The sequence below is a fragment of the Paraburkholderia elongata genome, assembly GCF_013177735.1.
Taxonomy (GTDB): Bacteria; Pseudomonadota; Gammaproteobacteria; order Burkholderiales; family Burkholderiaceae; genus Paraburkholderia; species Paraburkholderia elongata.
Genome location: NZ_WOEZ01000002.1, coordinates 21,523 through 47,729 on the forward strand (window position 1 = coordinate 21,523; position 26,207 = coordinate 47,729).

The 26,207-nt window shown below is 61.0% G+C and carries 20 protein-coding genes, 1 pseudogene and 1 riboswitch; of the genes and pseudogenes, 9 read left to right on the forward strand and 12 right to left on the reverse strand.

Annotated features, from left to right (window positions below; genetic code table 11):
- Positions 1–112 precede the first annotated feature (112 nt).
- Both GNZ13_RS00300 and GNZ13_RS00305 read left to right on the forward strand, forming a co-directional pair.
- Positions 113–979, forward strand: a complete 867-nt coding sequence (locus GNZ13_RS00300; RefSeq protein ID WP_172159446.1) for a 2OG-Fe(II) oxygenase — start codon at positions 113–115, stop codon at positions 977–979.
- 361 nt (positions 980–1,340) lie between these two features.
- On the forward strand, positions 1,341–3,260 hold the full coding sequence (locus GNZ13_RS00305; protein WP_172159448.1) for an FUSC family protein: 1,920 nt from the start codon (positions 1,341–1,343) through the stop codon (positions 3,258–3,260).
- A gap of 176 nt (positions 3,261–3,436) precedes the next feature.
- Here GNZ13_RS00305 and GNZ13_RS53740 read toward each other — a convergent pair whose 3' ends face one another.
- The 8 genes and pseudogenes from GNZ13_RS53740 to GNZ13_RS00340 all read right to left on the reverse strand — a co-directional run bounded on the left by GNZ13_RS53740 (position 3,437) and on the right by GNZ13_RS00340 (position 12,661).
- The gene (locus GNZ13_RS53740; RefSeq protein ID WP_328807153.1) at positions 3,437–3,595 is read right to left on the reverse strand and encodes a hypothetical protein; all 159 of its coding nucleotides are present in this window, start codon (positions 3,593–3,595) and stop codon (positions 3,437–3,439) included.
- An 83-nt stretch (positions 3,596–3,678) separates the two neighbouring features.
- Positions 3,679–3,945 (reverse strand): hypothetical protein, encoded by a 267-nt coding sequence (locus GNZ13_RS00315; protein WP_172159423.1) that lies wholly within the window; start codon positions 3,943–3,945, stop codon positions 3,679–3,681.
- A 19-nt stretch (positions 3,946–3,964) separates the two neighbouring features.
- Positions 3,965–4,252: a PAAR domain-containing protein gene (locus GNZ13_RS54115; protein ID WP_407945594.1), complete on the reverse strand. Its 288-nt coding sequence runs from the start codon at positions 4,250–4,252 to the stop codon at positions 3,965–3,967.
- A 1-nt stretch (position 4,253) separates the two neighbouring features.
- Complete coding sequence (locus tag GNZ13_RS00320; RefSeq protein WP_328807154.1) at positions 4,254–9,302, reverse strand: type VI secretion system Vgr family protein; 5,049 nt, start codon at positions 9,300–9,302, stop codon at positions 4,254–4,256.
- 586 nt (positions 9,303–9,888) lie between these two features.
- The gene (locus GNZ13_RS00325; RefSeq protein WP_172159450.1) at positions 9,889–10,704 is read right to left on the reverse strand and encodes a VOC family protein; all 816 of its coding nucleotides are present in this window, start codon (positions 10,702–10,704) and stop codon (positions 9,889–9,891) included.
- 48 nt (positions 10,705–10,752) lie between these two features.
- Positions 10,753–11,458, reverse strand: a pseudogene (locus tag GNZ13_RS00330) (ABC transporter substrate-binding protein).
- A 223-nt stretch (positions 11,459–11,681) separates the two neighbouring features.
- Positions 11,682–12,428, reverse strand: a complete 747-nt coding sequence (locus GNZ13_RS00335; protein ID WP_172159452.1) for a CbtA family protein — start codon at positions 12,426–12,428, stop codon at positions 11,682–11,684.
- An 11-nt stretch (positions 12,429–12,439) separates the two neighbouring features.
- Positions 12,440–12,661 carry a CbtB domain-containing protein gene (locus GNZ13_RS00340; RefSeq protein WP_172159454.1) on the reverse strand — a complete coding sequence of 74 codons (222 nt, stop codon included), beginning with the start codon at positions 12,659–12,661 and terminating at the stop codon, positions 12,440–12,442.
- A gap of 53 nt (positions 12,662–12,714) precedes the next feature.
- Positions 12,715–12,802, reverse strand: a riboswitch (adenosylcobalamin (AdoCbl) riboswitch).
- 88 nt (positions 12,803–12,890) lie between these two features.
- On the opposite strand from GNZ13_RS00340, the gene GNZ13_RS00345 reads away from it, so the two are divergent.
- Complete coding sequence (locus tag GNZ13_RS00345; protein ID WP_172159456.1) at positions 12,891–13,562, forward strand: histidine phosphatase family protein; 672 nt, start codon at positions 12,891–12,893, stop codon at positions 13,560–13,562.
- Between the two features lie 105 nt (positions 13,563–13,667).
- Here GNZ13_RS00345 and GNZ13_RS00350 read toward each other — a convergent pair whose 3' ends face one another.
- A complete protein-coding gene (locus tag GNZ13_RS00350; protein WP_172159458.1) occupies positions 13,668–14,744 on the reverse strand; it encodes an alpha/beta hydrolase in 1,077 nt (358 codons plus the stop codon).
- 230 nt (positions 14,745–14,974) lie between these two features.
- On the opposite strand from GNZ13_RS00350, the gene GNZ13_RS00355 reads away from it, so the two are divergent.
- From GNZ13_RS00355 to GNZ13_RS00375, 5 genes are read left to right on the forward strand one after another with little or no spacing between them, the layout of a single operon-like run.
- Complete coding sequence (locus GNZ13_RS00355) at positions 14,975–15,436, forward strand: MarR family winged helix-turn-helix transcriptional regulator (RefSeq protein WP_172159460.1); 462 nt, start codon at positions 14,975–14,977, stop codon at positions 15,434–15,436.
- A 6-nt stretch (positions 15,437–15,442) separates the two neighbouring features.
- The gene (locus GNZ13_RS00360; protein ID WP_172159462.1) at positions 15,443–17,545 is read left to right on the forward strand and encodes an FUSC family protein; all 2,103 of its coding nucleotides are present in this window, start codon (positions 15,443–15,445) and stop codon (positions 17,543–17,545) included.
- Between the two features lie 45 nt (positions 17,546–17,590).
- The gene (locus tag GNZ13_RS00365; protein WP_054040146.1) at positions 17,591–17,800 is read left to right on the forward strand and encodes a DUF1656 domain-containing protein; all 210 of its coding nucleotides are present in this window, start codon (positions 17,591–17,593) and stop codon (positions 17,798–17,800) included.
- Positions 17,797–18,813 (forward strand): efflux RND transporter periplasmic adaptor subunit, encoded by a 1,017-nt coding sequence (locus tag GNZ13_RS00370; RefSeq protein WP_172159464.1) that lies wholly within the window; start codon positions 17,797–17,799, stop codon positions 18,811–18,813. The genes GNZ13_RS00365 and GNZ13_RS00370 overlap by 4 nt, the downstream gene beginning before the upstream one ends.
- On the forward strand, positions 18,810–20,345 hold the full coding sequence (locus GNZ13_RS00375; RefSeq protein ID WP_172159466.1) for an efflux transporter outer membrane subunit: 1,536 nt from the start codon (positions 18,810–18,812) through the stop codon (positions 20,343–20,345). Before GNZ13_RS00370 ends, GNZ13_RS00375 begins: the two co-directional genes overlap by 4 nt.
- A gap of 300 nt (positions 20,346–20,645) precedes the next feature.
- Here the strand turns inward: GNZ13_RS00375 and GNZ13_RS00380 are convergent, their stop codons facing one another.
- The 3 genes from GNZ13_RS00380 to GNZ13_RS00390 form a co-directional block, all read right to left on the reverse strand.
- Complete coding sequence (locus tag GNZ13_RS00380) at positions 20,646–21,107, reverse strand: (2Fe-2S)-binding protein (RefSeq protein WP_172159468.1); 462 nt, start codon at positions 21,105–21,107, stop codon at positions 20,646–20,648.
- 26 nt (positions 21,108–21,133) lie between these two features.
- A complete protein-coding gene (locus tag GNZ13_RS00385) occupies positions 21,134–23,404 on the reverse strand; it encodes a xanthine dehydrogenase family protein molybdopterin-binding subunit (protein WP_172159470.1) in 2,271 nt (756 codons plus the stop codon).
- Positions 23,405–23,742: 338 nt separating this feature from the next.
- Positions 23,743–24,630 carry a LysR family transcriptional regulator gene (locus GNZ13_RS00390; protein WP_172159472.1) on the reverse strand — a complete coding sequence of 296 codons (888 nt, stop codon included), beginning with the start codon at positions 24,628–24,630 and terminating at the stop codon, positions 23,743–23,745.
- 102 nt (positions 24,631–24,732) lie between these two features.
- Here GNZ13_RS00390 and GNZ13_RS00395 point away from each other — a divergent pair, with 102 nt between their 5' ends.
- The gene (locus GNZ13_RS00395; protein ID WP_172159474.1) at positions 24,733–26,154 is read left to right on the forward strand and encodes an aldehyde dehydrogenase family protein; all 1,422 of its coding nucleotides are present in this window, start codon (positions 24,733–24,735) and stop codon (positions 26,152–26,154) included.
- Positions 26,155–26,207: the final 53 nt, after the last annotated feature.

Here is a 26,207-nt window from a genome sequence, read left to right on the forward strand (position 1 = left end):
GCGGCGCGGCCTTAACGATACGGGAATTGGAGAGCAAGAGTCGGAGTGCGTGGCCTTACGCGCGTCCTTACACTCAGTCATCGCTCGATGAATCGCCTTACGGAGAATGCTCATGAATACGGTCGCGAAGGACCCGCAGTCGCAGTCGCAGTCGCAGTCGCAGTCGCAGTCGCAGTCGCCGGAGTTGGGACTGGCAATGGAACTGGAGCTGGGGTTCGAGCCCAAACTGAAACACGCGGCAGCACTGGCGCCAGGCTCCGGTACTGTCACCGGCTCGCTTACGCAGCGAGTCGACGCGATCGACTGGTTCGATGTCGAAGAAGAGCTGAATGGCTACGGCTGTGCGATGCTGCGCAATCTGCTCAGTGCGCAGGAATGCGACGCGTTGACCGCACTCTATCCGCGCGACGACCAGTATCGCAGTCGTGTCGTGATGGTGCGGCATGGTTTCGGCCGTGGTGAATACAAGTACTTTGCATATCCGCTGCCGCATCGGGTGGCGGAGTTGCGCGCTGCACTCTATCCACGCCTCGCGCCGGTCGCAAATCGCTGGAACGAGGTGATGAATATCGACGTGCGCTATCCAGCCGCGCACGACGAATTCATCGAGCGTTGTCACGCCGCCGGTCAGTTGCGTCCGACGCCCCTGATACTTCAATACGCCACGGACGACTACAACTGCCTGCATCAGGACCTATACGGCGAGCATGTGTTCCCGCTTCAGGTCGCGATTCTGCTGTCCGCGCCCGGCGAAGATTTCACGGGTGGGGAGTTCGTGATGACGGAGCAGCGTCCGCGGATGCAGTCGCGCACGGAAGTCGTGCCGCTCGGCAAGGGCGACGCGGTGGTGTTTGCGGTTCATCATCGTCCGGTTCAGGGCACGCGCGGCGTGTACCGCGTGAATCTGCGGCACGGCGTGAGCCGCCTGCGGTCGGGTCACCGGCATACGCTCGGGGTGATTTTCCACGACGCGACTTGATTGAGTTCAACACGGCGCGCACCGGTCTCGGGGGGCGCGCCGCTAGGGCACACATCGGTTCCGCGCGGCCTTCATCCTTACCGGTGCAGCCCTGCTGCGCCGCCACAAAAATTCGACAACCGTAATTTTGACCCGGTATCATCCGGGAAAACCCGAACCCATCGGACGCGCTGTGCCACCCTTTGCAGCGCATTCGGCGTGCCTGTTCGAGTGTTATCGCCCGTCGTCGGACGGGGCTTCCAGCCGGTGATCCCGGCACGGCAGCCTCATTCGACGATACGAAGGTGGCGGGCTCGCATGCCCGCCCTGTCGCAATCGGCCAAAAGCCGGTGGCGGCCATTTAGCCTGGACATCATCGATCATGATTGCTGCCGCGTTTTCGCGCGTCGCCGACCGCCTGCTGGTTGCGGACCCGGGACTCGTGCGTCTCCATACCGCGCTGCGCGTCGCGCTTGCCTGCCTGCTAACCGGTATTGCCAGCATCGCGTGGACCGTCTTTCGTCACCAATCGATTATCCTCGCCGCGCCCGGCATCCTCTTTGCGATGGTGGCGCCTTTGTTCGTGCGCGATGCGCGGCGGTCGGCATGGCTCGGCACACTGTTCTGTCTTTATCTCTGCGCCTGCGTGTGCTTTGCCGCAGCGGGCGTACTGAGCCGTTATCCGCTCGCTGGCGATGCGGGCTTCCTGGTCGTGATGTTCGCCGGCATGCTGGTCCAGGCGTGCGGTCCGCGTGCGCTGGGTTGCGCGATGCTGGGCGTGGTGTGTTTCTACCTTGGGCTGTACCTGCATCCCTCGTCCTTGCACCTTGTGCAATCGCTCTTGCTGTCCGCATTCGGCCCAATGATGGTCGCGCTGGTCGGTCGTGTGATCGTGCCGATGCGGGCGGCTGCCAGCTTCCGGCTTGCCATTCATACGGTGACATTGCGCGCATCGCGTGTACTCACTGCGTCGAGCGCGGCGCATCTGTCGGCACTGAACGAAGCCGCGCTCTCGCTTGAAGAACAACTGGCGTTGCTGAATTCGCTCGATACCGAGACGATTCGCGAGCGGATCGTGGAAGTGGAAGTCGCAGCTGGGCAGCATGCGTTTGCTTCGGCGCCTGCACATGGCAGCGCGCAGGCGAGTGCGGACGTGCTGCGTCACGCGATCGTGCGGCTGAAGGAGATCGCGCATCGGGGCAATGCGCGGCGCCACGCTTCGATTTTGTCGGCTCGCGGTGCAGGTTCTCAGTCCGTCGCCCAACGGTTTGCCGATTTGCGTGCAAAGCTCTGCTGGCTGCCCGCCACGCGCGCAACGACCGCAGCTTTTCTCGCGATGCTGATCGGCCACTCGCTGTCTCCTGAGCGCTGGTTCTGGGCGGTCATCACGACGTTCGTGGTGTTTCTCGGTACGCGTTCACGCGCTGACACGGTTTATCGCGGCGCGCAGCGCCTCGCCGGGACGCTGGCGGGCGCGTTAGTCAGCGTGTTACTGGTCGCGCCGCTGCACGACTCGCCCGTGCTGCTCGTGGCTGCGATGGTGCTGTGCGTGTTCGGTTGGGCTTACTACATCCTGAGTGCGTATGCGCCGGGGGTGTTTTTTATTACCGTGCTCGTCGGGCTCGTGTATGGCGAGTTGGGCTTTGCGATGGGACCGCTGGTTGAGTTGCGAATCGAAGAAGTGCTGGTCGGTTGCCTCGTGTCGTTTGCGGTCGCGATTTTGATGATGCCGCTGGCGGCGACTCGGCATGTCGAGGCGAGGCTTGGGGCTGTGCTTGGTGCACTGCGCGAGGTGGTGCGGCTCACAGGCTCCACTGCTCTAGCGTCTGAGACGGCGCCGGCCATGCGCAAGCTCGATCGCGCCTGGCATGATCTGCGGATCGCGTTAAAACCGCTGCAGACGCAGCGAGTGGTGGTGTGGAATCCCGGCGTCGAACTCGCCACCGGTTCGCTACTGTGTTGTTTGCACTGGGCGCGAGTGTTGAGTGATCCTTCGCGGCGCGGCGCGTCGTCGGAAGATGTGGCGCTCAATGCGGCAGATGTCGGCGCTGCGCATGTGGAATCGATTGTGGCGCGGCTCGATTCGTTGATCGTGCGGTTCAACGGTGGCGTAGCGGATTCTGCGCGCGGCGAGTTGGATGAGCGTGTGTCGGTGACTGCTGCCGTTGATATCGATCCGGCAAAGGCACCGGCACTCGTTCAGCTAGATGGCGCCGTCGCACAGTTGTTTGATCGGTTGACGCAGCCGGTTGCCAAAACGCCGAGCGTGTTCAATTGGGCGCTTAGAGGTAGACGCGCGTAGGCGGCGATGGGGTTTTGGTTCTGTTTGCCTACGGCGTTGGGGGGATTGCTGCTGTTGTGAACTTGTCCACAGAAAATGTTCGCAAGGCTGTGGATAACACCCCCACAACAGCGCCAAGCCATTGATACGAATACGTTCCTGCAAGCTGCACTTGTCAGCCTGCATGGCACGGCCAATTACTGTCCCGACGGCCTGTCGATTGGGTGTGGTGTGAAGGTCATGTATTGCTTGATGTCCGGCTGACCCAATGCAATCAGATTGAGCACTCCACCTCCAAACCGACGCGCGAATTCGCCGTCAAGCTTGAAATCGAATTCGTCGAATAGGATCGGCACTGTGAATATTCCTGCCAAGATCGGGGCCGCCTTAGCCGGGTCAACTAGCTGCACATTCAGCCGTTGACTGTCCTGCTCGTAGTTCAGAACGACGGAACGCGGTAGATCAATAGCCCATACATCGCTTGATACAGAGCAATGCTGATTCCCAGCCAGACAAGGAGGGGGGCAACGACTGCATCCAGCATGAACTTCTGTGACGCAACAGGCTCGCCCTTGGGCCAACTGCTCAGCGTCAAAAACATGGCGGAGCCTTCAGTCACGAGGTACAGCAATACGAAAACCCATACCGATGGTGGCTCAGGCGTCTCCATCTCAGGCGGCATGGGTTGATCCCAACGGAATGTCATCGATCCCCCTGTCTGTAATTCAGGTGTCGAGCGTCCAGTCTTTCTGTGACGCAATCAGGGTTGGCTTCGGACTGCAGGCACACAGGCAGAAGTCCCCCTCCAGGGCGGGCTGCCTGCCAACCAGATCATTGTCGGGGCGGGTACCATCCGGCCCGATCCGGCCAATGGAATTACACGCGGGACACTGGACCCTCGCACCGAGGTAACTTAGCTTGCGGTCGTTCCAGCACACGTCATCAAGACCATCGAGCACGGTGCCGCCCGCGCTGGTCCGGTCATACTGGAGAATGTGGGCACGCTCTCCCATATCAGGCTCCCACCCATTCCCATTCGGTCTTGCCCGCGTCGCCCTGAACCTGCGGCATCTGCTGTCCCGCGCGTCGCGTGATGAGGCTGGAAAGACGGTACGTGTAGTTTCCGGCCCAAGAATCGGGCACGGTTCGCTCGATCCAGCGCCCGTTGCGCGGACAGGGGGCGCCAGGCTTGCAGACATGCTCGGTGCCTTCGATGTAATCGGACGAAAATGGTTTGGTGCGTGTTGGGGCACTGGCTTCCCATACCCACTGCACCGGACCATTGATCTCGACACCGTTCGCGGATTCCATCGGCATCCTCACGTTTTCGGTGGTGGCAATGTCCCCGGCCTTGAATGGTTTGACCTGCAGGCTGCGGTAACTTGCGCCGGAAATCTGGCGCACGGCCCGATACAGACCGTCCTCGGCAAATGTCTCACCAGGCTTTACTGTCTGGAACGACATGTCGGCGCGGTGCTTCGCCTCCCATTGCTCGCGCTCCTGCGGCGTAGAAGGGTAGTCGTGGTCGATGGTCACACGCGTTTTGAGTGGATTGAAAATTACGCGTGTCGAAGCCACCCATCTTTCGCCTTCACATTTAATATTCATAAACGCAATACCCGAAAATTCATACTCACCCTTTGAGCCTTTATCGTTCGGGGATGTCTGAAATTGCAAGATCTTTACTTCACCCGGATTCAAATTAACTATACCATCCGGAAAATCGTCCAGATTGACAAGTTTTTGTCGGCCCAACGCAAATTGCCAAGCCCTTGACGATTTATCCAGCACGTTATTGCTGCTTACCTTGGCGATACCGCCCACTCCCAATCGTCCGCCGACAGCTGTTCCAGTCCATTGATCCGGCGTTGTGAAACTTACGCGCCCATTTCCGGAATTGATAAACTTTACCGACACAACATAAACACCATTTTTTACTTCTATTCTGTAAGTAGAGAAATCAAGTTTGACTAATTTTTTCCCTTCTGCATAAGCCTTGTCGGAAAATTTAGATGTAATCGGATATAATTTTTCCTGCAGGTTTTGTGGGATCAAATGTAGAGAACCTGTCTTGATAACGAGTTCCCCAGCGTCAAGACAAGCCACTGAAAAAGTAGCTGATGAATCAGACAATTCAGGGCCGCCTTTTTGAATATCCTTTTCACACAAAATCTCCCCGGCAGCTTTCACTTCCGCTAGGTCGGCATTCTGCAAGTCAAGCTCAAATGCGCCCACCCCAGCCTGTGTCTCACTACCTTCGGTATCACCCGTTGCGAAATAGAACCTGCGTTCACCATCAAAACTTATTTCCCTTGGTCCATTTTGTAATCCGCCCCCCCAAGACAACGCGAATTGACCTGCGCGAGCAGTTGAAGTCTCTACAGTATTAGCCATGACTTGTGTACCCCCCAAAATCAAATTTAACAGCGGCACCAACATCGTCCAGAATAGGTAGCGTGCTCTGGTTCTTATCGTCCATCGTGCCCGTCGCTGCACTAAATCACGTGCTGCTGGCAACTCCGATTCTCCATTCTTGATTCTCCATTCTTTATTGGTATAGTCACGGAACCATTGCCGGATGTATTCGAGATAGTAAGGTTGCACGGCTGCCGCAGCATGATTGCATCCGTATCCCATGAGATTTGGCTGCGATTCAATTTGCCACGTAACATTTTTAGTTGCATTTTCGTCACCTAAATCAAAATTAAGTGTCTCGTCACTCCTCACGTATTGTTTATGGACGAATCCTCCGTCACTCCAATATTCATCAGGAAAAGCGAACAAATGCCCAGTTTCGTGCGCCTTCACCTGCCAAGTTACGTCGCCGGGCATTCCAGATAAATCAATTTCGGTATCCGTTTCTGGCCAATGCATAGAATCCGCTCGTTTAGTTTCACGAAATATGTCGATAGTCACATTTGCCTTGAGAGTCGCGGCGTCTGCCGGACTAACCACGTGAACATCGGCGCAGAATTTGACCGAGACACGACAACCGCAGGAAGCCCCTTTTTGGCATCCATCAAGTATCAATTTATAGCCCCCCTGATTTAGGGTACTTTCAATCTGATTCTTATATGTCGAAGAATCAACTTCATTTACACTCCGATCAATTAACATCAACCCCTGTTGAGCAAATGTTTTTCCGGAGTTGGCGCCATTTTGACTGCTGTGGTATTTCACTTCAACATAATTGTTTTGCGCGTCACGCAAAGGCTGTTGCGTTGCCGGATCCCTCTTCACAAGCAATCTCGGCACTAAAGCGATCATTACCTTCGCGGTCAATGTTTTGTTATTCGAATCGTAAATGAACTGACATTCCGTAGTACCATTTCCCGCACATTCCACTGCCCCTCCATTAGCATCGGCAATCGGCGCCGATCTATCCAAAACATATTTGTGATATGTCGGCGTCTCCCGATTCAGAATGGCTTTTTTATTAAAGTCGTCCAGTTTCCAGTTGCATGACGCAGGTTGCTTCAGTATGACCGGATCCGGATATTCAATGGGGTTTCTCCCCACGTTCCCTTTTGGGCTGTTGTCTGGATCGTTTATTTTTAATGGGCCTCGTCGTGAGAAGAAGTCACCCAACGGAGACGGTGCAACTGGGCCTGTATTGCCCATTCTTTCCGGCTGCGCCGAGTCCGACTGAAGCGCCGATGGAGCCAAGGCTCCTGTACTGGCCACGTCCTCCAACTGCGGCGTGTCTGGCGCCGGGGCAGGCGCGGTCAGCTCCATGAACTTCGGATTGGTGCGCCATACCTCGCAGTCCGTCGTGAACGGCACGAACTTCGGTGCGAAAGCCGTACCGCCCAGGTCCATCTGTGCAGGACCCGCCATCTTCAGGCTGCTTGTTCTGAACAGGATGCCGCCGCGTGTGCCCGCTTCGATCTTGTCAGGCGTCATGCGGAAATACGAGCCACCTACATTCAGTACGATTTCCTTCGGGGACTTCACATGCACCACGCCGTCAACGGTCTCGATGGTCATGTCCTCCTGGGCGGCGAGCTGCATGGGGCCGCGCTGGGCCTGCATGACGACCGCGCCAGCCGAAGCGACGAGCTTCATGCCCGCCTGCGTGAAAAGCGAAATGACGCCCCGTGCCGCAGCGGTAAGCTGCTTCAGTGTGCTGACGTGGACACCCTTCTTCGCCGTCGCGATGATAGAGCCATCGGCGGCGAGCTGTACGCCATCACCTGACACGATGCCAACCGGGCCGGGTGCAGTGACAAGCGCACCGGGCTGGCTGAGTTCGTTCAGAGAGTCGTTAATCGCTCTCTGTGCGCTGGTGTCCGCTGGCGACGCCTTCGACGCTTCGGCGGATTGCGCCAGCGATTCAGCAAGCGCCAGCATTTCCTTGAGCTGCGCAGCCGTTTCCTGCATGTCGATCTGATGCCCGCCACCACCCGGACGGTTATAAGCCGTCATCATCGCGCCCGCGCCACCGCGCATAACCGATGTTCCGTCGGTGCGAAGCTCGGCACCGTTACCGCGCTCGTTCTGGTCGCGATCAACCGAATGCCCAAGGTTCAGTTGTGACTTTCCCTGTTCCGTCGCAACCTTGATGTGCTCGCGGCCTGCGCGGTCCTCTAACTGGAACGTGTTGTTCGAGCGCGTGCGCAGCGTGTTGCGCGTGCCCCACGGGTAGGTTGAATTGATCGGGTCGGTATCCTGCGCCGTGTGCAGTACCTGACTGATGAAGGGAAGGTCCGGGCAGCCCCACAGGAAACCCACGGTCACGATCGTCCCTTCGACCAGACCGAAATGGAAACCGGTCTGTCCCGCGCCCGCGAACGGCTTCGCCAGTCGCATCGGGCAGCTTTCCAGTCCAGGTTTGCGCTTGTCCTGATCCGCGTGGATGTGCACGATATAGGAGCCCTGCGCGTCCAGATACGGGTCCTTGTACCCGCCCGGCGAGGCAATGGTGCCCGTAATGACCCCCTCGATCCTGGGCCACGTATGTTCCAGCAGAGGCAGCCGGTACAGCCGGTCGGACGGAATCGCGGTGAACTCGACACGGTAAGGCTGCTTGCGCGATGCGCTGCATTTAACCCGTACAGCAACCAGCCCGTACTCGGCGTCGGGCAGTTTCCGGTTCGAGAACTTGAGGATGCAACTGGCCGCGAGGTCCAGCATGTTGCCGGCGCCGCGATACACCGCCTGCGCTGCTACGACCGCCTCGCGCCGCAGCAGCGCTTCTGCCTTCGCCTCATCCTCGCTCAGGTCCGGCGTGCCCCACGTATAAGCCTCGCCATAGGTGGTACGGTCCTCAGTGATCCGGCTGGCCGCTTCGATCGGTTCGGATACCGGACGCTCAGTGCTGAACGTGCGCACCTTGTAGCTCGTCGGCAAGGTCGTCGCGTCCATTTCAAGCGAATCGACCGATTCCGCCCCTGAGCTTTCCAGGCCGCTGTACTGGCGATACGGCACGGTCAGGTCCGGGTCGCGGCGGTAGTGCGTGAAGTCGTCACCAAACCGCACGTTTTCGCAGTGCTTGCCCTGCTCGCAGACAAACCAGATACCAGAGCGGCGGCATAGCCGCGTGATGAAGGTCAGGTCGTCTTCCTGCCACTGCATCACGAATGCGCGCCGACCATATTGACGGTACAGGTTGAACTCGAAGCTTCCGTGGATCCTGTCGAAGCCGTGTTCGCGCAGGATCTGCTCGATGATCTCCGGAAAACTCTTTTCAAGAAAGAACCGGCACCTGGGCGTGTTGCGCAGCAGGGCCAGGCGCGACTCCAGCAACACCTCATAGGTGGTTTCGTCCCGGCTGCTGCTCCGCTGGCTGAAGCCCGTGATCACCCCCTGCACACGCCGTTCGGGTTCCGGCTTGAGCGTCATGAGCGGGTTGAATGGCGGCTGGATCACGAACGCCGCTGGCTTGTTCAGGTAGTCGCTGCGTGAGAGGTCCGGCCGCGGATGCGTGAACCGGATCTGATACCGGGTGGGCTCCCCGATGGTCCGCTCTCCCTCAAAGGCAAAGATATCGGCCAACTCGGCACTGCTGGCCTGTGGCATGTCGAGACGGTAGTGTCGGTGCGCAGAACCCGTTTTTTGACTCACACCCCCTCCTGTTAGAGATTCACGGGATACCCCGGCAAAAACTCTAGTGGACTTTGGGACCGAATCAAATAGGACAGTCTCAGAATGATGTCATTTTTTTTCAACGCAATTCATTTAGTATTGCAAACTGTTAAAGAGATAACTGAATCGCATACTTTTGCGGCGTCGCCGTGGAAGGCACTCAAGAATATGCCGCTATCCGCAGGTACGCTCTAGTTGACAAATAAGGTTTCCAGATAATTTACGAATGAACGGATAGAAGTCTGTCAGACAGATTGTGTGTTGCATAAGACATACATCACATGGTTTGTTTTACGCCCACTTTCCGACTGTTTCCTGCCTATTTCCAGTGCAACGCAGCGGATGGGGAAACGTGGAGGGAATGCGAAAAAACGGCCTGCCTGACTTCATTCCTGATGCCCCACGCGTCCGCAAACCCCGGTCCACAAAGGACCTTACGGAACCTCGCAAGTTATCAACAGAATCTGTTCGCAAGGCTGTGGATAACATCCCCACAACAACGCCAACTGCTTGATCCACTTAACTTCCTAAGCGCTGCACGCTGCGCGCCGAAAGACGACTCCCCTCACCCCGCAGCGATCTCAAACCACGCGTCATGCGTGCGATCACGATCAAGTACCCGCGACTCCGCGTGACCGTCGGCGCGCAGCACCACATCAAACACCGCGTCCCCACGCGTGGCGAGTTGCTGGCGCAACGCCGCGCCTTCGGTGGTGACGCTCGCGGCATCGGCATGCACGGGGCTCAACAACACGACGGACGCATCGCCGATCGACACCATCGCCGACACGGCCCCCAGCCCCGGCAACGCCACTGCCCGCGTCTCCCGCTCACTCACACCGAGCAACGCCCGATACCGCTGCACACTCGCCGTCAGATCCTCCACAGCAACCGTCAAACTCGCTACCCCTCGCACGCCGTTCGCATGCTCACGCACCGCGCCTTCAGCCACACACAGATCACGCGGCGTGATATCCCCGCACAGGAATGGCAAGTCACTGGTCTGCGGCCGGCCGGTCTGCCACTCGAGCCGCGCGCCGTCCGGACGCACACGCCCACCCGCCTGCGGACCGTCGTATTTCAATCCGCGTCCATGCGCAGCGTCGATCACGGCGCCCACGCTCGACGGCAACAACGCGTAATCGACAAAGCCATCGCCGTGACGCTGCCCCACGTCCCACCAACGACGCTGCGGCGCCGCCTGCAAGAAAGCAATTAGCTCGATGTAACTTCCGTCGGCGAAACCGATCAGCGCGTTGTGCGTCACGCCATCGGCATGAATGCCGCCTTGTTGCACGGTGAAACCGAGCGCAGTGAAATCTTCAATGGTCTGCGTTAGGTCGTGGACGCGAATCACGATGTGATCAAGTAAAAGGCCCATGGAGAAAATGTCGTGAATGAACGGATCGTTCGACGGACGGTAGGATGCCTATTTCTGCGCAACCGTCGCTTTGCTCTCAAGCCACGCCCACTTGTCGTTCTTCACCACCACGTTGATGTTTTTCACACCGATCACACGACGCGTCGCCGGATCAAAATTAGCCTTGCCGAACACCACACTCGGAATGTTATGCAGCTTCGGCAGCGCATCGCGCACCGCTTTGCGGTCGGGGTCACCGGCGCGCAGCGCGTAGGCGGCGATGATGACGGCGTCGTACGCATAGGCGTTGAACGCGTCCGGCTCGCGGTGGTATTTCGCTTCGAAGCGTTTGACGAAGCTTTGCACCTCAGGTCCGGACTCGCCGGGGGAAAAAGCTGGTGTTCGTCGCCACGCCGTTGACTGCCGCACCGCCGAGTTCGATCAGGATGCGCGGGTCGTTGACGAATTTCTGCGCAATCGTGATGGATTGGCGCGGGTCGCTCTGACTGTCCTCGAAGACGTAGTTCAGCGGGCGGCCGTTGATGCCGTCGTGGCTGTTGATCTCATCCAACGCGAGATCGAAGCCAGCCTTCCATTGCGCGCCGTACTGGGCATTCTGGCCGGTCAACGGGCCGCTGACGCCTATCAGGACCGGATCGCCCGAAGGTGGCGCCGCTATGGCCGTTGTTGTCGTCGTTATTGCCGATGCGGCGAGCAGCAGAAGTGCCGTGAAGTGAGTGGCCCAGGATGGGCGTAGGCTTGATGTGATCGACATGGCTCCAGACTCGGTTTGCTTGAGATTGGAGTGAGTGTCGGATCTGCCCCGGCTTCGGGCAACCAAGCGATTCGCATATCGTTATGCTGCCGGGGAACTTGTCCACAGAAAATGTTCGCAAGCCTGTGGATAACATTCTGGCAAGCGCGCCAAGTACTTGATGTATCTGGCTTCTCTCGCACTGCACGTCGGCGTGACCGCAGACGCGGTCACGCCTCTCGCATCAAAGGTAAGCAGACTTCGCCACGCTGCGGTTCGCGGGAGCCAGCAGTTTGCTCCGCTCAACCATGGCGCCGAACAGCAGCCCAATGGTCGTCCACATAATCACCTGCATCCCGATCGCCGCGACGCGGAACTTCCACAACAGCACCGCCGGGAAGGCTGCCGGCACTTCGTTGATCGTCGGCATCGACAACTGCACGGCAGCAATGATCACGACAAACACCACACCGGCGACGATCGAGCCATTCCACGCGCCCAGCTTCAGCGCCGCGCGGCGTCGCACCTTCAGCGAGAACACCATCGCGGCCAGCGAGATCGCGATCATCAGGAAGAACAAGCCGGTCCGCATCCCGATCGTGTCAGGATCGCCCACCGAGGGTGGATTCGCCGGATATTTGATGTTCGGAACGATCACCAGCGCAATAAACGCGCCAAGCGCCAGCCATGCGGACAACGCGCGCGCACTCAATGCGCCGACGCGGCCGTACGCATACGCGAACACCAGCGAGAACAGCCCACCGAACGCTGCGCCATACGTCACCACGCCCGTCAACAATCCCAGACCCGCTTGCGTGCCGCGGCTCACCAGTTCGGGTTCAGGCGCGTCGCCTTTGGCGGCCTCGGCCTTTTCCTCGAAGGAAATCGCCTGATCGACCTGCGGTTCGCCCACCAATCTGGCGAAGCCGAACGTGAGCAATCCCGCGGCGATGCCAGCAAGCATCCCGCGTACCAACAATTTACCAACCATGTTCGACTCCGTTAGTGGCAGGGAAAGCCGAGCAGATGGCGGCCGTCGTGCACGAATTCATGCACATACATGCCAGGCACCAGCGAGGTGGCACCCTGTTCCGCACCAACGAAATACAGCGCGAGCAACAGCAACAAGCCGCCGAACACGACCCAAGGCAGCAGTTCACGCAGTGGAATCGGCGTGGGTTGGGCAACGGGCTGCGTCGCGGAATCGAAAGCAGCGTTGGACATAATGGACATCTCCTGGGGGTAACGCGCCCCGATAGTCGATTGAAGAGGGATGATGCGAAGCTCAGGTCTGGCTTTCGGCTCGTGAATGCCGATTACAGTGGCGCGACCGCGCCGGGCTCTCACCGGCTTCCGTGCTTCGCAGTGCCGCTATTCTACGCGCTAAACTTTGCCTCCCGGCAACGCAAAGCATGCGTCCCGCTTTAGTCTGGCCTCTATGGAAATGAACTGAATGGACACACGGCTGTTACTGATCAGCCACGCATCGACCGCGGCGATGCGCGCGGCCCGCTTCCCCGCCAACGATCCGCTCGACGCACGCGGCCTCGCCGAAGCAGACGCCGCGCGTGCGCGTCTGTCGATTCCGGACGACATGGCGGTTTTCGTTAGCCCTGCCGTTTGCGCGCGTGATACGGCGTCGGCCTTGGGCCTCGCTGCAACAGTCCACGAGGGACTGGCGGATATGGACTACGGTCGATGGCATGGCCTCCGTCTCGCGGATCTCGCCGTCGAAGCGCCGCAAGACCTCGCCGCATGGACGCACGATCCCGACGCTGCCGCGCACGGCGGCGAGTCCTTCAGTCAACTCGTGAAGCGGGCAGGTCAATGGCTCGATGCGCTAGACGATACGTTGAGCAAGGGAGCGACCCGCGCAAGGGACAGTGTGTCAAGCGATGGAACAAACGAGGCAAAAAACCGTGCGTTAAGCGCAGGAACAAGCAGCGCGCCGCGCAATATGCAACATGTCGTCGCCGTCACACACGCGCCGGTAATCCGGGCCGCCATTGTTCACGCGCTCGGGGCGTCGCCGGACGTGTTTTCGCGCATCGAGATCGCGCCGCTCGCCATAGTCGAGTTGCGACGTTCGCGACGTGGCTGGACATGGTGGCCGGCGTCACAGTAACAGCGGCCGCGATGCCTGCCACGCGCGGACCGGACCCTGCATCGAGATGGTCAGCAGCGAGAGCGCATTGCGCCGCACCATCACACTGATTCAAGCTCGCCCCGCTCATTGCTCGCATCCTTGGGTGTCGAACATCGCCGACAGTGCGCAGACCGACGTCAGCATGCGCGCGCCATCGTGGCCCACACCCGGCACGATATGAAAACTCTGTTTCAGGCCTTCCGTATGACGCGCCTGGATGTACCGGTAATACGCTTCTGCACGCGCGACGCGCTGCGGACCTTGCGCTTCGGCGGCACAGGTTTTATCGAGCGCGCTTTGCTGCGGATCGTCGTCCGCGCCGCCGACCAGATAGTCGATCCGGCGCGACGCATAAGTCGCTTCGAGTTGCGCGGGCGAGCGGTCGTCAAGGTATGGCGGCCGATTGTCCATGCCGTATTTCCATTGATTGAAGCCGGCGCATTGCGCGGCATCGAACGGCGCTGCTACACCTTGCGCATTCGGCCGTTGTGCATCGAAATACGCATACGTCGACGGGCTCGCCACCAAGTAGCGCACATCAATACCTTCATTGGTCAGCACGTCGATGTTGCGCGCCGCCACAGCGTAACGCTGCACGACCTGTCCACCACCCGAATGCCCTGCGAACACAACGTGCCGCAGATTCGGAAACAGCTTGCGATCCGCGAGGCGCGTAACGATCGTGTCCAGCACCTCGTATGAACTGATGGGCAGCGGTGCCCGCGCCGCCTCGCCGCCCATCCACGCGTCGCCCGTCCAGCGCAACAGATCGGCCGGCTCGTCGTGCACGCGCGTGTCGAGCGTGGCGAGGAATTGCGGCGCGATCAGCAGCGTGCTGTCCGCATCCACGTGAGCGGCGTCGCGTGCATTCTGTGCGGTGCGGAAGTACACGTCCGCGTTGCGCAATTTGCCGTGAATCACGATCACCGCACGCGTCACTTGCGGTTGCGCGACGTTCCAATCCTTCGACAGATATAGCGGAAATTCAGCTTGGCCCTCAGGCGTGTCGATCGCGAACCGTGCATCCGAGATCACGGCCACCGGTTTCAAATGGGACTCGTAGGGATGCACCGCGAATGCCGGTTGCGCAAGCAAGGCGAGCATGGCGGCGCCGGCTGCCGCGCCCCCCATCGCCAGACGTCGTGAAAGATTGAATGACATGCAGCTTGCTTCCGATCAAAGTGCACTGCGCACTGTCTTGAACGCGGCGCATCGTCAAACCCGTCGTTGAAAAGCTCAAAAACTCAGAACCGGTGGCGAACGCCAAGCGTCACGCCGCGTTCAACACCGATGTTGTCACATTGCGGCGGCAGCCTGTCGCAGAGCACGTCTCCACAAAAACCCCAATTCAATAGTTTGCTAACGAATATTTAGGCCATACAATATCGGCCATGTCGAATCTCGATGTCTTGCGCCGCACCGTCAGCAGCACCCTGGTCGTCGCTGCCAGAAAATGGCGGCGCACGAGCCATGGCGTGCTCGCGGCCTTTAACGTTTCCGAAGCGTGCGCCACGCCGCTACTGACCGCCAGCCGGCTCGGTGAAGCGGTGCGGCAGGTCACGCTGGCCGATCACATCGGTATTGAAGGGCCCTCGCTCGTGCGGCTGCTCGATCAACTGTGCGCGGCCGGCCTGATGCGCCGCGACGAAGATCCGGAAGACCGGCGCGCCAAGACCGTGGTACTCACCGATGAAGGCCGCGCAGTCACCGCGAAAATGGAAGAAGAGCTCAATACGTTGCGGGCACAAGCTTTGAAAGGCATCTCGCGCAGCGATCTCGAAGCAACCTTGCGGGTGCTGGCCGCCTTCACGGCCGACGCAGCGGCGCCGCGCAACGCCGGCGATCCCGAGTAACGGTTTATGGTCTATCCCTCCATCCGCGACTGGCTGTTCTCTGTCAAGACGTTTGCCGCGGCGATGATCGCGCTCTACATCGGTCTCTCGCTCGAGTTGCCGCGACCGTACTGGGCGATGGCCACCGTCTACATCGTGTCGAATCCGTTTGTCGGCGCGACCCGCTCCAAGGCGCTTTATCGTGCGCTCGGCACCGCGCTCGGCGCGTCGGCCGCGGTACTGTTAGTGCCGCCGTTCGTCGAATCGCCGTATCTGTTCAGCGTGGTCGTCGCGTTGTGGATCGGCACGCTGCTGTATCTGGCGGTAGCTGACCGCACCGCGCGCAGCTACGTGTTCATGCTGGCGGCCTACACCATGCCGATCATCGCCCTGCCTTCGGTGACGAATCCAGGCGGCGTGTTCGATCTGGCGATCAGCCGCACCGAAGAGATCACGCTCGGCATCGTGTGCGCGAGCATCGTCGGCAGTTCGCTGTTTCCTAGCCGGCTCGCACCTACCATCATCGAGCGGACCGATGCGTGGTTTCGCGACGCCGCGTTCTATGCAACCGAGACGCTGTCCGGGCGCATTGCGGGCTCGGAGATCTCAGGGGCTCGCCAGCGGATCGCGGCCACGATCAACGGGCTGGAACTGCTGCTGAGCCAGCTTGCCTACGACCACACCCGGCCAGACATCCTGGCACGTGCTCACGAGATGCGCGGGCGCATGCAGTTGCTGCTGCCGATAATGTCGGCGCTGGCCGATCCGCTGATCGCCCTCTACAACAGCGGCCGGCAGACATGGCCAGAGGGTCTCGAAGCGTTGCTCAACGACGTCATCAAGTGGTTCAATGCGCCGCTTCCCGCAATCAGCGGAGGCTATCACCCCGACCCAGCAGCCAACGCGTTGCGCGAGCGCATCGCCGCGATGCAGCCGCCGCCGGCCGCGATGGCGACCTGGGACGGCGCGCTGCTTTCGAACGCGCTCTGGCGCACGAAACAGGTGATCGACCTGTGGCAGGACTGCCGCTCGCTGCGCATCATCATCACGCGCGAGGAAGGCTCGTGGCGGCCACGTTTTCGCCATTGGCGGCTGGGCGGCACCGAGCAGTTCTTCGACCGCGGCATCATGCTGTTTTCGACGGTTTCCGCCGGCGCCGCGGTCGTCATTGCGTGCAGTCTGTGGATCAGCTCAGGCTGGGCGGACGGCGCCAACGCAGTGACGCTGGCGGCGGTCGCCTGCTGCTTCTTCGCTGCGCTCGACGAACCCGCGCCCATGGTGTTCAAGTTCTTCGTCGCCACGGCGATCAGCGTGGTGGCAGCCGGCATCTATCTGTTCGCCGTGCTGCCCCAAGTGCACGATTTCCCGATGCTGGTCATCCTGTTCGCCGCACCGTTCATTCTCGTCGGCACGCTGATCCCGCGTCCGCAGTTCAACATGGTGACAGTGCTCGTGGCCGTCAATACCGCCACCTTCATCAGCATTCAGGACGCCTACTCGGCCGACTTCCTGATCTTCCTGAACAGCAATCTCGCGGGCCTCGCAGGCTTGCTGTACGCCTATCTGTGGACCCGCGCGACGCGGCCGTTCGGCGCTGAACTCGCGGCCTCGCGGCTGTTGCGCTCGAGCTGGGCCGACGTGGTGCTGACTGCATCCACACGAACAATCGAAGACCCGCGCAATCTCGCCGCACGCATGCTCGACCGCCTGATGCAGTTGATTCCGCGCCTTGCCGCTACAGACGACCATCGCCATCCGTCGATCGAAAGCTTCCGCGATCTGCGCATCGCCTTCAACGCGCTCGATCTGCGCCGCCTGACACACAAGCTCGGTGGCGAAGCGCCGTCCGCGATCGATCATGTCCTCGAAGACGTGCGCCAATACTTCGAAACGTGCATCGACCAGCGCGCGCGCCAACCGGTGCCCGAGAGTCTGATGTCGTCGATCGACGCAGCCGTGGCGCGCGTCACGGCACAAGGGCTCGCCAATGCCGGCGCGCCGAGCGCGACTTCGCAAACCTCGGCGCGCCATTTGCGCGACGCGTTGCACGCGCTGGTCGGCTTGCGTCTTTCGCTGTTTCCGGCCACGCTAATCACACCCACGCCGCCCGAACCGGAGGCTGCAGCCTGATGCGCCCGTCCTGCAACCCTATCCACCCCTTTGCCCGTTCCCGCGATGATCGGTGAAATCGATATCTTCGGCGTGTTCGTGCCAGCCGTGCTCGTGCTGATGTTGATCGCCTATCTGATCAACCTGGCCATCCGCACGGTGTTCGAACGCGTCGGCTTTTACCGCTTCGTCTGGCACCGCTCCATCTTCGATCTCGGCATCTATGTGCTGGTGCTGGGCCTTGTCGTCGTCGTTTCGCACAGACTAATAACGTGAAAAAAACCTGGTTCTCCGTCGGTCAAATTCTGCTGACCCTGATCGTTGTCGTGGTTGCAGCCTTCGTGCTGTGGAAACTGGTCGCCTATTACATGTTCGCACCGTGGACTCGCGACGGTCACGTGCGCGCCGACGTGATCCAGGTCGCGCCGGATATCTCGGGGCTGATTTCATCGGTCGAGGTGAACGACAACCAGCAGGTCAAGCAAGGCCAGGTGCTGTTCGTGATCGATCAGGCCCGCTATGCGCTCGCACTGCGCCAGGCGCAGGCCACTGCGCAGCAACGCCGCGCCACCCTCGATCAGGCGCGCCGCGAAGACGCGCGTAACCGCCAGCTCGGCAACCTCGTCGCGGCGGAAGTCTCCGAAGAAAGCCGCTCGCATGTCGAAACGGCGGAAGCCGCGCTCGCCGATGCGAATGTCGCGATCGATACGGCCAAGCTCAATCTGCAACGCACCACGATCGTGAGTCCGGTCGACGGTTATCTGAACGACCGCGCGCCGCGTACCGGCGAGTTCGTCTCCGCGGGCCGGGCCGTGCTGGCAGTGGTGGATATGCATTCGTTCCGCGTCGACGGTTATTTCGAAGAAACCAAGATGCGTGGCATCGACATCGGCCAGCAGGTCGATATCCAGGTGATGGGCGAGCCCAAGGTGCTGCGCGGTCACGTGCAAAGCATCGTCGCGGGGATTGAAGATCGCGACCGCACACAAGGGTCTAATCTGCTGCCGAATGTGAACCCGGCGTTCAGTTGGGTGCGCCTCGCGCAACGAATTCCAGTGCGCGTTGCACTCGACGAAGTCCCCGCCGATTTCCGCATGATCGCCGGACGCACGGCGACGGTGTCAGTGCGCGATCTGTCGCCGAACGGCAAGAAGCATCCGGCTGCGGGCGCTTCGGGTACGGTGGATGCATCGGCGGCTCCGGCTATGTCTTCGGCTGCGTCCGCTGCCCCCGCTGCTTCCACTACGCAGCCGACATCTGCTGCCGTCATTTCGGGCGCGTCGCAATGAAGATGTCGCGTGCCCTGCCCTTATTGTCGCTGCTGCCGCTTTTGCCGTTAGCCGTCGCGCTCAACGGCTGCATGAACGTCGGCCCCAATTACTCGTTGCCGAAGCAGGCGCTAGTCAACGCCCCGCTCGCCAATGCGCCGATCGAAGGCGCCGATGCCAAGCTGACCACGCGGCAGAACGTGCCTGCGGTCTGGTGGAAGCTCTACGACGATCCGGTGCTGAACAGCCTCGTCGACGAAGCGCTCCAATCGAATACCGACTTGCGCGTCGCAGCGGCGAACCTCGCGCGTTCGCGTGAAGCGTTGGGCGTCGCGCAGGCGCAGGGCGGTTTCTCCGGCAAGAGTTCAGTGCTGCTCGAACGCGCGCAGGAATCAGCCGAGCAGTATCTGCTTACCCAGAAGCTGCCGGTCGTCAATGAAGGCGACATCGGTATCAGCATCTCGTACGAAATCGATCTGTTCGGCAAGCTGCGGCGTGGCGTCGAAGCGGCGTCGGCGGACACGGAATCCGTGCAGGCGGCCGGCGATCTCGCGCGGATCACAGTGGTTGCGGATGTGGTGCGCTCTTACGTCGAGCAATGCTCGGCCGCCGAGGAGCTCAGGATCGCGCAGCAGTCGCTGGCATTGCAGAAGGAGCGCGTGGACGTGTCGCGCCGGCTGCGCGACGCGGGCCGCGGCAATCAGACCGAGGTGACGCGCGGCCAGACCCAGGTCGATACCTTGGCGGCGGATATTCCGCGTTACACGGCGCGTCGCCAGATTGCGCAATACCGGCTCGCGGCGCTGCTCGCACGCGCGCCGTCCGATTTGCCGCCGGCGGTACTGGCCTGCAGCAAGCTGCCGCAGATCCGTCAGCCGATTCCGGTCGGCGACGGCGCCGCGCTGCTCAAACGCCGCCCGGACGTGCGCGAGGCCGAACGTCAGCTGGCGGCGTCGACGGCACGCATCGGCGTCGCAACGGGCGCGTTGTATCCGACTGTGAGTATCGGGGCATCGACAGGTTTGACGGGGATTCTGGAAGACCTCGGCACGTCACCGACGGCGCGCTGGGCCTTCGGTCCGCTGATCAGCTGGACCTTCCCAACGAATGGCGCACGAGGCCGTGTGCGCGAAGCGGAAGCGTCGAGCTACGTCGCATTGGCGAAGTTCGACGGCGTGGTGCTGACCGCGTTGCGCGAAACTGAAACCAGCCTCGCGACTTATGCGTCCGACTACGCCCGCGCCGACGCTTTGCGTGCCGCGCTGAAGTCGGCCACCGAGTCGGCGGATGAAACGCATCGCTTGTATCGCGCCGGACGCGAGTCGTTTATTTCTGATCTGGATGCGACGCGCACGCTGACGTCGACGAAGTCTCAGGTGGCAGCCGCGGAAGGTCAGGTGGCGATCGATCAGGTCAACCTGTTCCTCGCGCTCGGCGGTGGGTGGGAGACCGATGCGCAGACGGCGGTTGGGGCGGCGGTGTCTAACGCTGCAACTCCCGCTGCTGCGGCGCCGGTCAAGCCCGTCCCCACGGCGGCCACAAAAGCGCCCTGATTGACGCCGCCATCAACGCTTCCAAGAGCCAGGCTAGCCCAGCAGCACCGCGATAGCCGGTCCCAAAGTTTATTTTTGGAAAGCTTTCTTTTACCTTTCAATTGCGATTAAATACGAGCCTTCAACTACACACGTTACGGGGCACGTATGTCGAACTTCATGCAAGGCGCAGCCACGTTGGGCGGCTGCATTGGCGTTTTCACGGTAGTGGTTGCGGTCGTCGAGATGTTGGCGAATTGAGCTTGAGTGGCTCGCGCGGGTCTACGCGTACGCATGCTCGCGCATGCGGCTCTGGCGGCCCTAAGCGGGCCGCCGCTTCCCAGCCGCCTGGTGAATCGCGGCCCGCACCCTCGGATACGTGCCGCAACGGCACACGATGTTGGACATCGCCGCGTCGATGTCCGCATCGGTGGGATTAGGCTTCTGCTTGAGTAACGCGCAGGCGGCCATTAACTGCGCGCTTTGGCAATAGCCGCACTGCACCACGTCGAGATCGATCCACGCCGCTTTTAGCGCCTGCGCTTCGGCGCCTTGCACGCCTTCGATGGTCGTGATCTTCTGCGAGTGCAAGCTCGACATGGGCGTCTGGCAGGCAAGGCTCGCCTTGCCGTCCAGATGGATCGTGCACGCGCCGCAAATGCCCACGCCGCAGCCGAACTTGGTGCCGGTCATGCCGAGGTCGCAGCGCAGCACCCACAAAAGCGGCATATCCGGTTCGGCTTGCACGGCCACCGCCCGGCCGTTGATGTTCAGCGATCCCATGCTTGTCTCCCTCAATCCGGTGCGTTTCACGCGAGCCTCAGCGGCAACGCGCGCAAGCGCTGGCCGGTCAGCGCGAATACCGCGTTGGCCACCGCCGGCGCGATCGGCGGCACGCCCAGTTCGCCGACGCCCTGCGGATGCATCTGGCTCGGCATGATGTCGGTTTCGATCACCGGACAATCGTTCATCCGCACGACCGGGAAATCGACGAAGTTCTTCTGCTTCACCTGCCCGCCGTCGATGATGATTTCGTCCTGCAACGCAGTCGACAGGCCGAACACAATGCCGCTCTCCATCTGCTGACGAATCAGGTTTGGATTCACCGGCAGTCCGCAGTCGATCACGCAGACCACCCGATGCACGCGAATCTGCTTGTTGGGGCCGACCGATACCTCTGCCACCTGTGCGACGACACTGCCGAACGCTTCATGCAGCGCGACGCCACGTGCCCGCCTGGTGCCGTCGGCGGCATGCGTCAGTGGATGTCCCCAGTCCGATAAGGCTGCAACGCGCTTTAACACCGCCAGATGGCGCGGATGCTGCGCGAGCAGCGACGCGCGAAACGCAATCGGGTCCTGACCGGCAGCTACGGCAAGTTCGTCGGTAAAACCCTCGGTGAAAAACGCCTGATGCGAATGGCCGACCGATCGCCAAAATCCAACCGGTACCGGCAATTCGACGATCTTGTGCGCCACGCGCGCGGTGGGCCATTCGTAGGGCTGATCGAACGCGCCCTCGCAAGTGGTTTTGTCGAGCGGAACGCGCGGCACGCCGTAGTAACGCGCGAGCGATTCCGGCACGATCGCCTGACTCGCTGAAGTGGCATGCCACGCGACCAGCTTGCCGTCTTTGTCGAAGCCGGCCTTCAAGCGCGACACGCAAGCCGGACGATAGAAATCGTGGGTGAAATCCTCCGCGCGCGACCAGATTGTTTGCACCGGACGACCACCGCCCTCGCGCGCAATCGCCGCGGCTTGCGCGATGAAATCGAGTTCGAGACGGCGCCCGAAAGCACCGCCGAGCAGTTGCGTTTGCACATCCACCTTGTCGGCGTCGAGGCCCAGCACCTTCGCGACGTGCTGCCGCGCGAGGGCGGGCATTTGCGTCGAGACCCAAACGGTGGCTGCGCCGTCGGCGACCTGCACAGTGCAATTGACGGGCTCGACCGCGCCATGCGCGAGATACGGTGCGTGGTACTCGGCGGTGACGGTTCGCGCCGCGCGGCTCAATGCGGCGTCGACGTCGCCGCGATGGTAGTAGGCATGGCCGTCGCTGTCGTCCAGCGCTTGCGCGAGCTGGGTGTCCACGGACGCGCTCGACAGATTGGCTGCGGGACCGGCATGCCACACCACGTTGACCGCGCTGACCGCGTTCATCGCGCGAAATGCGTTGTCCGCGATGACCGCGACGCCGCCGCTACCGCCGGCATATGGCGCCAACGCGAAGGCCTTGATGAAACCTGGCATGTTCTTCGCAGGTGAAGCGTCGAAATGTGCCACCATGCCGCCCAGTGTGGGGCACATCACCACGCTTGCGTAGATGAGACCATCGGGAAGCGCGTCAATGCCGAAGCGCGCCGTGCCGTTGATTTTCGATGCGGCTTCAATGCGTCGCATCGGTTTGCCGATCAGTTTGAAGTCCGCAGGATCTTTCAGCGCGACCTTACGTGGCAGCGGTTGCTGTGCGGCCATCGCGGACAGTTCGCCGAAGCTCGCTTTGTGGCCTGACGCGTGCAGTACGTAGCCGCTTTCCGTACGGCATTCGCCGGGTGGCACATTCCATTGCGCGGCCGCCGCACCGATCAGCATCGCGCGCGCCGAGGCGCCTGCTTCACGCATCGGTGTCCATAGATCGTTCATGCTCGAGGAACCGCCCGTCATCATCGTGCCGGCGTCGCGCACCAGCTTGCGGGTCATCCAGACCATGGCGCGCTTGACCGTGCTGTCGTCGTCCGGACGGAACGGCAGATCGTCGATGATGCTCTGCACGCTGTTGTAGATCTTGTCGATCGGCGAGTTTTCGACACGAACCTGCGACCAGTCGGCGTCCAGCTCCTCGGCCAGCAGCATCGCGAGGCCGGTATGGATACCCTGCCCCATTTCCGCTTTGCACATCATGATCGTGACGCTGTTGTCCGCGGCGATTTTGACCCAGCCGTTGAGTGCGGCCTGGTTGCCTTCCGCCGGCAGCGGTGTGGAGGAGGTCAGGCGCTGCCCCGGCGGCAGCACCGACCAGCCGACCAGCAGCGCACCGAGCGCGCCGGCGCCGCCTAGCAGGAAGGTTCTGCGTTTTAACATCGTATGAATCGATCAGCTTGCACGGTGGCGGGGAAGCTGTGAAAGCGCGGGCTGGCGCGGGGGTTTGTTTCGTCGGAACAGTAATAAGACGGAAGAGTGGGTGGGCGACTGAAAGCCAGGGATTCCAGCCGATCCGTGCGGCGCTGGCGGATGCCCATAGCGGAAAGGGCGAGCGCGTGCCGTATGTCAGTTCATTAAATGTTATTCGTCGCGTGACGGCACGCTGCAGTGCAACTGGCTTGAACGCAGAAAAATGCTAGAAGGTGGCGGATTTTTGCTAACTGCGCAAGTCGCTGATTACCTCATGCCAATCGAGTACAGCTAAACGCACCCCCAAATCACCCGCCCTCCCGAATCATCTCGATCAACGCCCGCAGCCCCGCCGGCACATGACGTCGCCCGGGATAGTAAAGACACAGCCCGTCGAACGCCGGCGTCCAATCCTCCAGCACACGCTGCAGCGTGCCCGCTTCCAGATCCGCCCCCACGTTCCATTCGGTCATATACGCCAGTCCGAAGCCCTCGCGAGCCGCCTCCATCACCAGCAACGGGTCATCCAGCGTCAGCATGCCCTGCACATCCACGCTGATCGCCTGGCCGCGGCGCTCGAACTCCCAGTGATAAATACGCCCGCTCGGCATGCGCAGCCGGATACAGCGGTGTGCACGCAGATCATCCGGTCTGCGTGGTTTCGAATATTCGGCGAAATAAGCCGGACTCCCAACGACTGCAAAACGCTGCGGCCGGTTGAACGGCACGGCGATCATATCCTGCGGCACAGTCTCAGCCAACCGAATGCCGGCGTCAAAGCCCTCAACCACGATGTCGATCATGCGCCCCTCGGTGACGAGATCCAGCTTCATCTCCGGATAGCGCCGCAGGTATTCCAGCAGCAAAGGCATCACTTGCCGCGCCGCGCCCGCCGATGTGTTGATGCGCAGCGTGCCCGCAGGTGTGTCGCGATAGCTGCCGGCCTGCTCGATGGCCACGCGGATGGTCGACAACGCTGGCGCCACACTGTCGACGAATTGCGCGCCCGCTTCGGACAACGACACACTGCGTGTCGTTCGATTAAAAAGCCGCACGCCAATGCGCGCCTCCAACGCTGCAATCGCATGACTGAGCGCCGATGTCGACACGCCAAGCTCCGTCGCCGCTGCGCGGAAGCTGCGATGGCGCGCCACCGCGAGCACGCCTTCCAGTTCGCTCAAACCCGGCGTCTTCATTATCCCATCCTGCTCAATGAATCATCCTTGATTATATGGCTAGTCGGCTTAATCCATTGAGCCTATCTTTGAGGCAACACGACTTCCTGGGTAGGAGCTTTCATGCAGCACATTGACAAGATCTATATCGACGGCGCGTTCGTCACGCCCCACGGCGAAGAGTGGTTCAACCTGTTCAACCCGGCTAAGGAAACGGTGATCGGCAAGGTGCGTCTGGCCGACGCGGAAGACGCTCGCCGCGCGATCGCAGCCGCCAAACGCGCCTTCCCGGAATTTTCCCGCACCAGCAAGGAAGAGCGGATCGCGCTGCTCGAACGCATGCACGCCGCGGTTCAAGCGAGAGAAGACGACCTCCTGGAAGCGATCGTCGAGGAATACGGTGCGCCGGTCTCACGCGCGCGCTGGATGGCGAAATACGCAGCCGACGTGCTGGCGGAAGTCATCAAGGTCTTGCGGACCTATGATTTCACGCGCCGCGCCGGCACGGCCGACGTCGTCATGCAGCCGCTCGGCGTCGCAGGACTGATTACACCGTGGAATAGCAATGGCGGCTTTATCTGCGGGAAGCTGGCAGCGGCGATTGCAGCGGGCTGCACAGCCGTCGTCAAACCGAGCGAGATGAGCGCGATTCAGACACGCATCATTACCGAGGCGCTGCACGAAGCCGGCTTGCCCGCGGGCGTGTTCAATATCGTCACGGGCCGGGGCGACACGGTGGGTGCGGAAATAAGCGCGCATCCGGACGTGGCGAAGATTTCCTTCACTGGATCGACGGCGGTCGGCAAGACGATCCTGCGCACCGGCGCCGAGACCTTGAAACGCGTCACGTTAGAGTTGGGCGGCAAATCGCCGATGGTCATACTCGATGACGCCGATTTCGCGGAAGCGGTGCCGTTAGCGCTCCAGGCAGGGTTCATGAACAGCGGTCAGGCGTGTATCGCCGGTACGCGGATTCTTGTGCCGCAAAGCCGCGCGGCGGAGTTTGAGGAGCGCGTGCGCTTTGAAGTCGCTCGCACGCAAACCGGCGATCCGCGCGATCCGGCTACGCAGATCGGCCCGATGGTCAGCCGTAAGCAGTGGGAGCGCGTGCAACGCTATATCCGCATCGGCATCGACGAAGGTGCGCGATTGATTGCCGGTGGCGAGGGCCGACCGGAAGCGTTGGAGCACGGCTGGTTCGTGCGGCCTACCGTATTTAGCGGCGTCAGCAACGACATGACGATTGCCCGCGAGGAAATTTTTGGGCCGGTGCTGTCGATCATTGCGTATCGCGATACCGAGGAAGCGATCGCGATCGCCAATGACACAAACTACGGGCTGCAGGCCTACGTACTCTCGGCCGATGTGGCACGGGCTCGCGCAGTCGCCACTCGCATCGACGCAGGACGCGTACTGATCAACACGTTTGCACACGAACCGGCCGCACCATTTGGCGGCTTCAAGCAATCGGGTATCGGGCGGGAATATGGCACGTTCGGGCTGGAAGCCTTCATGGAGCCGAAGTCGTTGCTCGGCGTGAACTGACAACAGGTCATTGGCGGATTTCACGCGGGTCCGATCGCTCAGCCGGCGGTGCG

Bases quoted from the DNA above. Each gene is read 5' to 3' on its own strand.
- GNZ13_RS00395 (WP_172159474.1), top strand. From the start codon at position 24,733: ATGCAGCACATTGACAAGATCTATATCGACGGCGCGTTCGTCACGCCC.
- GNZ13_RS00335 (WP_172159452.1), bottom strand. From the start codon at position 12,428: ATGGTTGGTAAATTGTTGGTACGCGGGATGCTTGCTGGCATCGCCGCG.
- GNZ13_RS00380 (WP_172159468.1), bottom strand. From the start codon at position 21,107: ATGGGATCGCTGAACATCAACGGCCGGGCGGTGGCCGTGCAAGCCGAA.
- GNZ13_RS00360 (WP_172159462.1), top strand. From the start codon at position 15,443: ATGGTCTATCCCTCCATCCGCGACTGGCTGTTCTCTGTCAAGACGTTT.
- GNZ13_RS00375 (WP_172159466.1), top strand. From the start codon at position 18,810: ATGAAGATGTCGCGTGCCCTGCCCTTATTGTCGCTGCTGCCGCTTTTG.
- GNZ13_RS00350 (WP_172159458.1), bottom strand. From the start codon at position 14,744: ATGTCATTCAATCTTTCACGACGTCTGGCGATGGGGGGCGCGGCAGCC.
- GNZ13_RS00305 (WP_172159448.1), top strand. From the start codon at position 1,341: ATGATTGCTGCCGCGTTTTCGCGCGTCGCCGACCGCCTGCTGGTTGCG.
- GNZ13_RS00345 (WP_172159456.1), top strand. From the start codon at position 12,891: ATGGACACACGGCTGTTACTGATCAGCCACGCATCGACCGCGGCGATG.
- GNZ13_RS54115 (WP_407945594.1), bottom strand. From the start codon at position 4,252: ATGGGAGAGCGTGCCCACATTCTCCAGTATGACCGGACCAGCGCGGGC.
- GNZ13_RS00300 (WP_172159446.1), top strand. From the start codon at position 113: ATGAATACGGTCGCGAAGGACCCGCAGTCGCAGTCGCAGTCGCAGTCG.
- GNZ13_RS00385 (WP_172159470.1), bottom strand. From the start codon at position 23,404: ATGTTAAAACGCAGAACCTTCCTGCTAGGCGGCGCCGGCGCGCTCGGT.
- GNZ13_RS00315 (WP_172159423.1), bottom strand. From the start codon at position 3,945: ATGACATTCCGTTGGGATCAACCCATGCCGCCTGAGATGGAGACGCCT.
- GNZ13_RS00390 (WP_172159472.1), bottom strand. From the start codon at position 24,630: ATGAAGACGCCGGGTTTGAGCGAACTGGAAGGCGTGCTCGCGGTGGCG.
- GNZ13_RS00325 (WP_172159450.1), bottom strand. From the start codon at position 10,704: ATGGGCCTTTTACTTGATCACATCGTGATTCGCGTCCACGACCTAACG.
- GNZ13_RS00365 (WP_054040146.1), top strand. From the start codon at position 17,591: ATGATCGGTGAAATCGATATCTTCGGCGTGTTCGTGCCAGCCGTGCTC.
- GNZ13_RS00355 (WP_172159460.1), top strand. From the start codon at position 14,975: ATGTCGAATCTCGATGTCTTGCGCCGCACCGTCAGCAGCACCCTGGTC.
- GNZ13_RS00340 (WP_172159454.1), bottom strand. From the start codon at position 12,661: ATGTCCAACGCTGCTTTCGATTCCGCGACGCAGCCCGTTGCCCAACCC.